At 44.9% G+C, this 12,523-nt stretch carries 11 protein-coding genes; all 11 read left to right on the top strand.

Annotated features, from left to right (window positions below; genetic code table 11):
• Positions 1–161 precede the first annotated feature (161 nt).
• The 11 genes from ONB37_02715 (at position 162) to ONB37_02665 (ending at position 12,517) form a co-directional block, all read left to right on the top strand.
• The gene (locus ONB37_02715) at positions 162–2,252 is read left to right on the top strand and encodes a hypothetical protein (protein MDZ7399057.1); all 2,091 of its coding nucleotides are present in this window, start codon (positions 162–164) and stop codon (positions 2,250–2,252) included.
• 424 nt (positions 2,253–2,676) lie between these two features.
• The gene (locus ONB37_02710) at positions 2,677–4,956 is read left to right on the top strand and encodes a hypothetical protein (protein ID MDZ7399056.1); all 2,280 of its coding nucleotides are present in this window, start codon (positions 2,677–2,679) and stop codon (positions 4,954–4,956) included.
• A gap of 834 nt (positions 4,957–5,790) precedes the next feature.
• Positions 5,791–6,762 (top strand): SMP-30/gluconolactonase/LRE family protein, encoded by a 972-nt coding sequence (locus ONB37_02705; GenBank protein MDZ7399055.1) that lies wholly within the window; start codon positions 5,791–5,793, stop codon positions 6,760–6,762.
• Between the two features lie 3 nt (positions 6,763–6,765).
• The gene (locus tag ONB37_02700; protein ID MDZ7399054.1) at positions 6,766–7,086 is read left to right on the top strand and encodes a hypothetical protein; all 321 of its coding nucleotides are present in this window, start codon (positions 6,766–6,768) and stop codon (positions 7,084–7,086) included.
• Positions 7,087–7,256: 170 nt separating this feature from the next.
• Positions 7,257–8,945 carry a hypothetical protein gene (locus ONB37_02695; GenBank protein ID MDZ7399053.1) on the top strand — a complete coding sequence of 563 codons (1,689 nt, stop codon included), beginning with the start codon at positions 7,257–7,259 and terminating at the stop codon, positions 8,943–8,945.
• Between the two features lie 139 nt (positions 8,946–9,084).
• Entirely contained in the window at positions 9,085–9,237 is a 153-nt protein-coding gene (locus ONB37_02690; GenBank protein ID MDZ7399052.1) for a hypothetical protein, read from the top strand.
• Positions 9,238–9,325: 88 nt separating this feature from the next.
• The gene (locus ONB37_02685) at positions 9,326–9,892 is read left to right on the top strand and encodes a hypothetical protein (GenBank protein ID MDZ7399051.1); all 567 of its coding nucleotides are present in this window, start codon (positions 9,326–9,328) and stop codon (positions 9,890–9,892) included.
• A 397-nt stretch (positions 9,893–10,289) separates the two neighbouring features.
• Positions 10,290–10,598, top strand: a complete 309-nt coding sequence (locus tag ONB37_02680) for a nucleotidyltransferase domain-containing protein (GenBank protein MDZ7399050.1) — start codon at positions 10,290–10,292, stop codon at positions 10,596–10,598.
• Between the two features lie 254 nt (positions 10,599–10,852).
• Positions 10,853–11,089 carry a prevent-host-death protein gene (locus ONB37_02675; GenBank protein ID MDZ7399049.1) on the top strand — a complete coding sequence of 79 codons (237 nt, stop codon included), beginning with the start codon at positions 10,853–10,855 and terminating at the stop codon, positions 11,087–11,089.
• Positions 11,086–11,487: a type II toxin-antitoxin system VapC family toxin gene (locus tag ONB37_02670; GenBank protein ID MDZ7399048.1), complete on the top strand. Its 402-nt coding sequence runs from the start codon at positions 11,086–11,088 to the stop codon at positions 11,485–11,487. Before ONB37_02675 ends, ONB37_02670 begins: the two co-directional genes overlap by 4 nt.
• 70 nt (positions 11,488–11,557) lie before the next feature.
• On the top strand, positions 11,558–12,517 hold the full coding sequence (locus ONB37_02665; GenBank protein ID MDZ7399047.1) for a 4Fe-4S dicluster domain-containing protein: 960 nt from the start codon (positions 11,558–11,560) through the stop codon (positions 12,515–12,517).
• Positions 12,518–12,523: the final 6 nt, after the last annotated feature.

Raw genomic sequence — 12,523 nt, 5'->3', positions numbered from 1 at the left:
ATCGAAAAACTTCTGCTTATGAAGCTACAAAAAAATTCTCTGAGATCTCAAGGTTAGCGAATGAACCTCCTGCAGTCGTTGAAATTCGGAACGAACGGGGGGGACCTCGTCTGTTCATTAATGATGAAGAAATCTATCCATTACTAGCATGGAGCTGGCGGTTGATCGAGACGGCTCCGCTGTTTCGGCAAGCTGGTGTAAAATTGCTCCATCCCATCATTGGCTTGAATTGGGTTTGGTTAGCCCCTGATGAATATGATTGGGAGAGACTGGATGAATTTTTCGACCGATTATTGGCGCAGCATCGGGAAGCGATGTTCTTGCCCCGCGTCTTGCTGGATGTTCCCGAATGGTGGAAAAATTTGCATCCGGAAGAACTGATCGTACCGGCCCTTTTGCCAGGGGTCGATGGAAAGCAGCGATATCATAAATCCGAATTGAATCCAGAAAGCGGTTGGCTTTGGGGAATTCAGATGAGTGAGCCATCGCTGGCTTCAGATGTGTGGACGTCAGAGGTTGAAACGACGTTTCGGGCCTTGCTGCAGCATATTGAGAATTCGCCGCTACGGAGTCGCATCATTGGCTATCAGATTGGCTGTGGTATTTATGGTGAATGGCATTATTTTTTGGCGGAATTTATGCCCGATCTGAACAAGGCCGTGCTGGAAAAACTGGAACATGTGCCTGATGTAGCAGCCCGGGTGAAGAGCAGCTTTGGCTTATTTCGTGATCCAGCCAAAGAAAAACTCGTGATTGATTTTTATTGCCGCTTTCACGAGGAGATCTGTGCGGCGACTCTGATCTATTTTGCAAAGATTGTCAAACAAGAGACGGCTGGTCGGGTGCTCTGCGGTGCTTTCTATGGTTATCAGTTGGAAAATGTTTGGATCCAAGAAGGAGGTCATCTTGCGCCTGAGATGATCTTAAATTGCTCGCATATCGATTTTCTTGCCAGCCCTTATACCTATCAATCCACCAACAGCAATGATCCCAAAGTTGCCCCTCATGATGTATTCGATGACGCAGGAAATTGGCTCGGCCGGGCAAGGGGAATCGCTGGCGACGGAGGCTATCGGGTATTGTTAGAATCTCTGCGCCGTCATGGCAAACTGTATTTCGCGGAGATCGATCCAGCCACTTACATCCAATTTGTTACTCATCCGAAGAAGAAACTCGAAAACTATGAAACGATCCTTTCGGTGGTCGGAGGAAAGGGCAGCGATTCGCTCTATGGCTCGAAAAAAATTTTAAAACGGGACCTGGGGCAGATGCTAGTGAGTGGCCATGGAGGCTGGTTATTTGACTTCGGCACGTTATTGGCTATTCAGCGCAGTTGGTACGATGATCCTGAAATCCTTCAATTGGTCTACCAGTTTTCACAATGGGGAGATCGAAGAAAAGCGCTCAATACGAACTCAGTATCGGAGATTGCGGCGGTTTATGATGCCAAAAGCCTATTCATTACCAGGCATTGGAAGGCTGAGGAGCCATATCCAAAAGGCGGCGACTGCATGGATTATTTCTCTTACTGGTTTTTTGACTCTCAAGCTCGATCACTGCATCGCATCGGTGCGCCTGTTGATTTTCTCTATCGATTTGATTTGAAACCAGAAGATGCTACAAAATATCGATTGTTTTTCATGGTTAACCTCTTTTTTCTAAATGAAAAAGAAGTGGATCATTTGAGGGCGCTTTTTAGAGGCAGCGGGGCTACTATCATTTGGTTTTATGCTCCTGGTTTCGTCAATCCAGAAAAGCTCGATTTGAATCAAATGGAAAGGCTGACAGGGTTCAAATTCAAAAGCATCGAAGCACCTGGGCCGATGATGATTCGCTTTAAATCAGAAGATATCGAATTGTCATTCGGGACCAAGAAAGAACGTTTCCCGCGATTCGCTGTTGTTGATGATAATGGCACGCCACTTGGAATCTGGATTGATAGTAACGAAATCGCACTTGCTTGGAAAAAAATGGATGGTTGGAATTCCGTTTATGTTGGAACAGCCCCGCTTCCAGTAAAAATTTTGCGATGGCTGGCTCAACAATCGAAAGTGAGATTATGGAGCTCAAAGGATGATATTGTGCGTGCTACTGAGGATGCTGCCATGATCGTCGCTACTGAAGAGGGCGAACGGATGTTTAGATTGCCAAAATCCATGGAGGATATCGAGACTGGAAAGATCGGACAAGAGCATCATCTAAATTTGGAAGAGGGCGATGTGAAAATTTTTATGAGTCGAAGAGAAGAATAAGGTTTGGAATTAAAATCAGCTAATAATTCTGCGCCAAAAAGGCAGCTTTTTGTTTATTCGATCTGTTTTGGATTATGTTTTAGGAGGGTCATATAATTGAGATTTCAGCTCATTACCGAAATAATTATCTCAATGCGCTCGATTGCACGAGTCAGGAGGGAGTAGCTGGATGCTTGGCTCAGGAGACTATTGAAGTTTAGGCAAATTTTTTGAAATGGGAAGATGCCTGAATTTAATGGCATAATATCCTATCCGTCTATTTCATGTCTCATCTTCTGTGAAGCGATAGGAGGGTTGAGATTTACGAAAGGACTCTATTGAAGAAAACCGTTTTTTATCGTTATAAGAAAGAAGCGCGTTCAGGGAGAAGCTAAAAGAATACCCAAGCTGGCGATTTTTGATGAACAATCAGGAGGTCTATATCATGCTAAAATTTTCCAATTTGCTTTCCGTTCTCTTTGTTGGGATTGTTGCTTCAACTGCCATTGCCCAACCTACGAAAAGCGACTACTGGAAAATTCTTCAAGATGCGGTGGAGTACAATTATCAGGAATATGACCAGATCATGAACAACTGGAAGGCAAATATTCAAAAAAGCAATCTTTTTGGCTATTCGCCAACCAGTTATCCAGCCAATTTCGCCGAGTTGCTGGGATTCATGTACCAGGAAACTGGAAATGAACAGTATGTGACCAAAGCTGTCGAGCTTTTGGTGAGCTATGAGGAAATAAAAAAATTATTCCCAAAAGAATTCTACGAAGATCGGATTGAATATTCCAAAGGACTGCCGCCGATCTCGGATTTCTTCAGCATGTATTCTTATCCCAAAGCATATCTCTATATCAAGAAGAGCAATTCGATCTCCAAAAAAGATCGAGCGATAATCGAGCGTGGTGTGGCTGACTGCGCCAATTTTCTGATGCATTATCCGGAATGGGGACCAATGAATCGGGCGATCCTGCGGGCAGAGACGTTTTATTATTCATCCCTCGCTTTGCCAGATTATCCCGACGCGCCGAAATGGAAGCGCATGGCGAAGATCCTTAGCCGCGATAGCTATCAGAACTGGGAGGAAGAAGATGCAGCAGGCTATCATTCAGTGTGGATGCTCTCATTGTTGCGCTTGGCCGATATTACCAACGATCCCGATTTTTATCGTTCTGCCATCCCTCGATATTATTTCGATTATTTCGCGCATCTGATCACACCAGGGGGATTGATCGCTGATTTTGGGGATGCCCGCTGGCCCTCGGATTGGTATCGCTGGATCCCGATCTTTGAGAAAGGCGCGGCGGTTTACAAAGAACCAATTTATAAATGGGCTGTCGCACAGTATTGGCAATACATTCAGGACAACAAGCTCGACCCCCGGGGCGCCTACACCGCGCTGGCGTTCCTCGATGCCTATAGGTGGGCCGATGAATCGATCCAGCCTGAGCCACCGAAGTCAGAGAGCCGATTGGTTATGGAAGAAATCGTAGGCAAGAAGGTTTTGTTCCGAAATGGAACTGATCGCAACAGCACGTTTTTTCTCCTCAACTACCGGGATGAGGGCGATGGCGCTTTTGCTGCACGAGAGTTTTTGCGGACGACCATCCCAGTCGAGGAAGAAAAAATGCACCACGGCAATTCCGATGAAAACTCCATTGCCGCGTTCTGGTACAACGGCTCGATTTTGCTGCACGATGGCGGCTATCGAGATGCTCTTCCCAGTGGCGAATACGGTCGTTTTAGGGCAGACTATTATCACAATCGAATTGTCGTCCGAAAGAACAAACGCTGGATTCAAATCGAAGGGGAGCGAAAAGAGCAGTCGCTGTGGGAATTCATCCGCAATTCTGGCGCTTACCGACCTGTGGAAACGAAGCTGATCAATTTTTTGTCGTTCGATAAGATCGATTATTCCCGCACGCGACTGACCGACCGGGAAATGGGCTATGACTGGAATCGGATCATTCTTTATCACAAAATTGATCAGTTCTTTGTTGTGGTCGATGCCATCAAAGCGTTGCGGGAAGATTATTTGACCTATTCCAATTTGTGGCACACCAGAAAAATTTTGGATCGAGGGGAGCGATGGTTTGATACCGCCTACGATTCAATCGGCTCATATCTAAACAAATCGGGAAACTATCTGTTTATCTATTTTCCTGTCAATGAATACGTCCGCTCGATTGGATCGTTCGAGTTACGCCGGCACTGGCAAGATGAGATTTGCCTGTACGAGACGCTTTCTGACCACTATTATCCTGGCAACATGGAAATTTTCGTGACGATCTTAGTGCCACATGATCAATCGGTTTCGCCAGCCGAGTTGGTTAAGAAATTTGAATTGATCGAAACCGAGAAATTTCCCTCGGCTATTGGCCTGAAATATACGAATAAAGGGAGAACCGAATATTTTGGCGTCAAAGGCGACCTGATGCTGGACTATAAACCGCAGAACATTCGCCCCCGCTATGATTTTGAGCTGGGCAAAGTGACGTATGGGCCATTACTAACGGATGGAGAAATTCTATTTGCTGCTATCGAAGGCAAAAAGCTCTATTGGGCAGCGGCTAATATGACAAAAGTGCTGTATAACGATCGTATCCTCCACGAAAGCCTGAACACATCGTTTAATCTACAACTGGATGGCGGCCCCACTCGATGGGGACGGGCGAAGTGGCGATGCTGGGAGGAAACAGTTGATTTGGGCAAGTAATTATTGCTGATGAGGTAAATAGAGAAACACTTGGGATTTTGATAAAGCACACGAAAGAGAAGTGAAACCAAGCCAGGGAAGATAGGTGCCTATACGCCAAGCTGCTGTTGCTCTTAAAGATTTGAAGCGCTTAACGCGCTTTTTTCGAAAGATTGATGATAACTCATTTTCCTATGAAATTTAATTTAATGCGGATGATTGTGACAGGATAATTAATTCACTCCTGGCTGAGTGGTTAAAAACCAGAGTGAATATCATCGTTTGGGTGAAAACCGGCGCTTTGCACGCAACGTCTGCTGCGTTCAAAAAAATTTAGAAAGCTACATCTAATCATCGTCAGAATAAATGAGCTAGCTATTCCGATAAAGAATAATGCCAATGATACAAAGAATGAGCGAAGGCTGCTATGGATCAAGGAAAGTCGCTGCTCCGCTCTGCCAAATCAGATAATCTGACAGGAAATGCCATTTTTTGCTGTAGATTATCTCGAAAGATCCCGAGCGTGGAAACTCTGAACTCTTTGGTTTTTCATTAGTATTTAGCGATTCAATCGAATCTAATACTTTGCGCTTTAACATCAAACGCACCAAAAGCTTGGCCCATAAAAATAATTTTAAGAAAATAATTTTTTCGCTTGACTTTTTGGAAATCATGGTATATATTAAAACCTAAATTTTTGAAGGTGGACATCGAATCTCATGTTTTGCCATAGATCATATGATGAAAATTTTTCCGAATTCAAAATTCTGAAGGCTATAGATCGTTCCTGAATGAAGATAATTTATAGTCTTTTTTATTTTCCTGCCAAAAAATAAACTCGCATGACATGATTTTATGAAGCGAAACGATTCGATTCTTTCGAAAAGTATCTCACGACGCTCATTTTTGAAAAATAGCCTTGCTTTAGGAGCTGCGTCAGCTATTCATTTTAGTTTTCCTCGGTTGCTTCATGGCCAATCATCGAATTCTCTTCAGACGAGTCATCGAATAGATGGATTTATTGATCCCTACGGCCTTGCAATTGATTCGAGTGGCCTTATTTATGTCACGGATGCTGGCAGCTATTGCATCAAAGTGTTCGATGCGGTAGGAAAATTGGTCCAGACTATCGGCAGGCCAGGTAGCAGCGGAGATCGACTGAATTATCCCCAGGGAATTGCCGTGGATGCCAATGGCGATATCTACGTGGTCGATTCCAACAACGGCCGCATTGTTATCTTTTCGCCAGAGGGAAAATTCATCGGCTCAATTGGTGAAGTCGGTGGCTATCCCGATGCATTCTACACGCCAAAGGGTATTTTTGTCGGCGACAAAATCTATGCCTGCAACACCCGCAATCATCGGCTCTCCGTGTTCGATAAAAATTCCCATCAATTGATCGGCAGCTTTGGCGATCTGGGCGATGACCCGAAAGATCTGCCCCAGGGGACGCTGGCCTATCATTTCCGTCTGCCGACGGGAGTGGCCGTATCCGCCGATGGCAGGATTTATGTGGTAGATAGCAAGCATGGCGAAATTAAAGTACTTGACCCTAACGGTCAATTCCTATTTCGCTTCGGCGAAAACGGCAGTGGCCCAGGCCAATTGAATTTGCCCGAAGGGATTGCGCTGGATCGTACTGGCAATGTTTATGTATGCGACTCGATCAATGGCCGCATTCAAAAATTCGATCCTCAGGGCCAATTTCTCGGCATGATCAAGGAAGGGCTGAAGCGACCTACTTCGATTGCGATCACCAGCGACAATAAATGCTATGTTGTGGATGCAGAACTGAAGCAGGTAATTCAATTCGAATGGACGGCTTGATCCATGACTGACTCGTTAACATTTTACACCTTTATCAGCCTGCTGGCGTTTTTCGCTTTCGCTGAAATTTATCGGGCCAAATATTTCATCAAAGGCGTCATCGTGGAGTTGTGTCCTTCAGAGCTGGGGATCGAAGAATTGATCCTATCCCGACTGAAGGTTCAATTGAAAAATGGGCAGATTGTGGAAGCAGAGGCGCCGCAATGTACGATGTGTATGGGTAATTTGGCGGTGGGAGATGAAGTATTGCTGTCAAAAAAAGATGAGCGGTTCATTGTGAATTTGCCGTTCAGAGTGAAGAAGAACAGTAATTGTCATAGGTAAAATTTGGGGAAAAAGATAAATTGACATCCCCCTAAATCCCCCTTCAAAGGGGGACTTCGCCATTCCCCCCTTTGAAGCGACCGAAGGAAGTACCCGCCACAAGTTGCGGGTAGAGGGTAAGGGGGGATGGAGAATCTATTTCCTTATCAAAAAGTCCAAAAGAGGCAAAGTTGGAACTACTCGGCTACATCACCCTTGCGATCTTTATTGTGACAATGGTTCTCACGCTGTTCAGGAAGATCAATCTTCCTGTGCAGACGGTGCTGGTGCTGGTCAGTCTGGTCAATTTGCTGATTGGATTTCTGTTCCGAATTGCCAGCGATGGTTTTACCAGCGCTATTTTGCTGCCCAATGAAATGATCGGCGGGATCATCCTGCATCCGATCACGGCGCTGCTGGGCGGGTTGTTTCTGGCAGGTGCATTGGAAGCCACCAAAGGCTTTGATGCGCTGAAAGTCATCATCGCCAAATTGCAAAAAAGCCCCATAGGGCTGGCGGGAACGCTGGTCATTATCATCAATTTGCCTGTCATCGCATCGCTGCCTTGCGGGAGAATTATCGCTGCTGCACTGCTGCCGTTGCTATTTTCCTTTGGCTGGGAAGGCGGCATGGGCTTGCTGACCAAAACCCAATTGGTAGTTCTAATCGGCGCTTTCACCCGCAATGCCATGGGCTCCTGCGGGCCATCCCCGATTGGCGGTGTGGGACAGATAGGGGAGGGGTTCCTCGGCGCCTTTTTCCCGACGGCCAGCGACGGCATTTTGAGATCGCCACAAGCATTTTCGCTGATGATCGGAACCGCCATCACCGCCCTGTTTTTGAAAATTATTTCCCAGAAATTATATCCCAACGATGTCACGCTCCGAGATAAACCCACCACCATTGGTTTTGAGGAAGAAAAGAAAATCACCAAAATCAAAGCGCCGTTTCGAGGCTACCTATCGCTGATCATCTTTGTCGCCTCGTTGCTCATCGCCATTTTCCAGCCGTTCGGCAAAATGCCCGTCCAGACCGTGCTGGTGGCGGGCGGAATTTTAATTATCCTGTTTTGCCGAGCTTCTATTCAGGATTTGATGGGTGGGATCATCTTGCTGCCCGTCACGGCGATGGCGTCGGGATTTCTCGCAGCGGGCGTGCTGGCGGCTACAGGCGGATTCGATGCGCTGGGCGTGATTTTGAAAAGCCTGTCAGCGATCCAGATTCTCGGTGTGGCAGGAATGCTGGCCATCTTCGTTCAGATGCAGACGATTCTGCCGCTATCCTGCTCCCGAATTTTGACGGCAGCGCTAGTGCCTGTGCTTTATTTGTTTGGCCCAGCCAAGTTCAATCTCATCACCTGGCCGCAATTGGCGATCGTCATGGCAGCCTATATGATCAATGCCACGACATCCTGCGGGCCCTCGCCATTGGGCGGCGGCGGCACCATGGGCGAAGGCCAGATGCGAGCCGAAACTGGCTTTATCAAAGGCGCCTATACCTTCGCTTCCATGGCGATCATGGCGCCCATTGCAGCGATTTACATGAAGTTCATGAACTTTACGGTCTTTTCACCCGAGAATCCCGAATTCTCTCAGAACCTGTTGGTATTGGCGCTATTCACGCTCGTCATCATCGGCATTTCGGGCGGGATGATGGGGATCGTCAGCCGTTCCATTGGCAAAGACGTCGCAAAAAATTGGAATCTGCAGTTGATCTATTTTCTGATTAGCGGTGGGATCGCTGGGGCAGTGTTGGCGCTGGCCGTTTATGAAATAAAAATCTTGCAGATCGCCCAGGGCTTCATCGGCGGCGTGATCGCAGCGCTGCTAATTGGATTGATGGTGCCGAAGACGTTGGCGGCGGTGAGGCGAGCAGCTTAGTCTTTTGGTATTTTGAACTACAAATAGCATCGAGTTGAATGAAAATGGAGTTCTGGAGTAATGGAGTAATGATTCTCTGGGTAATCCAAAGTCAATACTCCATCACTCCAATACTCCAATAAAATGTGAGGGTGCATCATTGTTAACATTTGTCTCATTTCTTTTCGCAGGTGCGGTCTCTGGGGTGATTATCGCTTACGCTATGGACATGAAATCGACGAAGGAATTAATTCAGGGTGCAGTCGGTGGATTGATCGCTGGGCTGCTCATGGCGTTGATGTTGCCTCGTTAGTTTGAATTTTTTCGATAAAATGTGAAAGCAAATTTGGTCGATCCTGACTCAACTACTCAACTCACTTAACCACTCAACTAAGAAAAAAATGACCGAAGATAAAGACACAAAAAAAGACGAACAAGAAGACAAACCCATTGGTGCCCGCTTTGAAGAAGACCAGCCGTACGTGATGCCTGGCATTCGGCGGTTTCAGTTTTTCACCAATGTGAACGATCGAGCATTGACGAAAAATCTCAATCGGGCGGCCATGCTGGGTATTGCCTCGATGCTGGCGATCGATGTGGGCAAGGCAGTGGTCAATAAAAATCCGCAGACGATCTATTGCTACGAGTGTCGAGCCTGCTATGGCACGCAGGATAAATGTCCTGTGGGCATTGCGTTTCAAGCCGAGCTGGTGGTTTCAGCGAGAGTGGCAGATTACAATCGCTTTCTCCGCAACGGCGGATTGAAGTGCATCCGCTGCGGCAATTGCCAGAGCTTCTGCGTGCAATATTTGAATCTGCCCCAGATTTTCGGCACGATGCAATTGCAAACGATGGAAGCCCTTCGGGAAGGTAAGATTCCCAAAAGCATGGTCAAAAAAGCGTTTGAAAAAGGGCTGATCAATCAGGCGTTTATCGATGAAGTGGCGGAGTTTTTGGAAATGCCCTAATTGAGTTAGCAAAAAGCAAAATTGTTAAAATGAATAAGCTGGATTTTATCAATTATTGAGTTGAAAGCTCGAAGCACGATTTGGATGTTGCCCGATCACTTTTTAATGCCAAGCATTTTGATTATTGTTTGTATTTGTGTCATCTTTCGCTGGAAAAATTATTAAAGGCGCTTTGGATTAGATACAATATCGAAAATAATCCGCCAATGACTCATAATCTGGTTTATTTGGCTCAACAGGCGAATCTTGATTTAAATGATGAACAACTAAAATTCCTACAATTTGTCAATAGCTTTAATCTGGGGATTCGTTATCCCGATTACAAATTCAGAATCTATCAGATGTGCGATGAAAGTTTTACCCAAAAAAATTTTAGGAAGGTAGAGGAATTTCAGCAATGGCTGATGAAAAAATTATAAATGCAATTCAAGATTTTATTGCCCAATTGAAAAACGAAATTAGTATTAAATCGGTGTACTTGTTTGGTTCTTATGTCAAGGGCACCAATAAAGAATATAGCGATATTGATGTGGCAATTGTATCTGATAGTTTCAAGGGCTCGACTCTGGTTGATATTGAAAGGATTTTGAGCTTGACAAAAAATATTAACCGAATGATTGAGCCGCATCCATTTCGTAGCGAGGATTTTACCGAGGATGATCCTTTTGTTAAAGAAATCATTACTACGGGAATCAAGGTCGCTTGAAGAAAAAATATTATGGTGAGATAATATAGATTCAATTATTGATCATGATAAAGAACCAGAGTGAAAAAATAAGCAATAAATTTGACATGTCCCCCGAAGCTATCGACCGTCGGCTGAGAGAATTGGCACAATTGTACAAGCTGGGGATGGCAATTCAAAAAGCGAAGCATCTTGCAAAATTCAAAAATTTTATTCAAGAAGAAAACAAAATCAACAAAGGTGCGGAATGTGAATTTGAAAGGCGGTGATCTGTAATGAAGGCATTAACTAGAAAAGAAGTGAAAAAAAATATATTTGAGCTTTTAGAATTGGTTAAAAAAGGCGAAGAAATTTTCATCCAGAGTGACAAAGATCTAGAGACTGAAGCAGTGATCATTCCCTTCAGAAAATATAAAAAAGAAAGAAGACCTTTAGGCATCTTAAAAGGCAGAGCAAGCTATAAGATCAAAGATGATTTCAAAATGACTGATGAGGAATTACTTACGGCATGAATTATCTACTTGATACTCACACTTTGCTTTGGGTCCTATTTGAAGATGAAAAATTATCTGAAAAAGCAAAGGAAACGATAAGTAATCCTGAGAATAGGATTTTTGTTAGCCTAATAAGCTATTTTGAGATATCATTGAAATATAGTTTAGGAAAGATCGAACTTGAAAATATAACCCCAGATGAAATCCCTGATAGAGTTGAAGAGGTTGGAATTGAAACCTTAGAGGTTACTGAAAAAGAAGCTGCAAGTTTTTATAAGCTGCCTAAGGCCAAACATAAGGATCCATTTGATCGATTGATAATATGGCAGGCTATCTCAAAAAATATGGCTCTTATCTCAAAAGACCAAGAAATGAGTGAATACCAGAAATTTGGACTTAAAGTACTTTGGAATTGATGAAATAATTAAAAACCAATCTGATTACCCAATTTCCTTTTGATCGAATTACCCAAATAAGAGGAAGAAGTTGCTAAAACTGGCAGTTGAAAAAATATTCGAGCGACCCTGGCGGTTAGCCATTTTGATGATCATCACAGCCCTGGCATTTGTCTCGGGCCGAATGATCTTGTTCGCATTGTTAGGGTTATTGATTTTCATTTCAGCCATCAAAACTTATATCGTTCATAAAAAATCCTATTTCATGATTATCATCCCCGCCATTTTGGTGCTGCTAGTCACTGGCATCTACTACCTGGTGCAATACGGCAAGGTGGCGAGGTATATCAGAGATAATTATCCATTCAAACTGGAATTGGTGGATAATGGCGTTTACGAGGGTGTGGGCCAGGGACTGAGAGGCCCGATCAAAGTGGCGGTCAAGATCGAGGATGCGAAGATAGCGGATATCAAAATTCTTCAGCATCAGGAGATGATCAATGCGCTGAAGGGACTGCCCGAGCAGATCATTGCTACGAATAGATTGGACGTCGCATTGGTTCCACCCACGATCCACGGCTCCATAGAAACGACCGAAGGATTTCGAGAAGCGGTGACCAATGCGGTTTTAAACGGAATTCCCGATCGTCCGCATTTCAATACAGTCACCCAGATTATTCACAAATTTTCCCAATTTCGTTTCGGCATGACGACGTGGAATGCCCTGGCGATTTTATTTTGTATCATTTTGGTATTCGACTATACGTTGCAGCCGACCCTGGTGAGCGGCACAGGCCAGGCGTTGAATTGCTACAACTGTCAGACCTGTGTCGGCGTCTGTCCTGTGAAAATTGTGGACGGCGAGCCGTATCCCATGACCATGATTCTGGCGACTCGATTAGGGGACTATGAAAAGGTGAAGCGGCTGGCGAAATATTGTGTGGCCTGCTCCCGCTGTGCGGGCAAATGTCCCGTGGGAGATTCGGGACCCAGCATTGCGGCGGCGGCGATTTCGTATGTTCGAAAGAATAGAGCAAAGCATTTGGCATAATAATTA

It is taken from the genome of candidate division KSB1 bacterium, assembly GCA_034506395.1.
In the GTDB taxonomy this organism is placed as follows: Bacteria; Zhuqueibacterota; Zhuqueibacteria; order Thermofontimicrobiales; family Thermofontimicrobiaceae; genus Thermofontimicrobium.
Note: the sequence above shows the minus strand (reverse complement) of the source record. Positions and strands in the feature narration are given on the sequence as shown.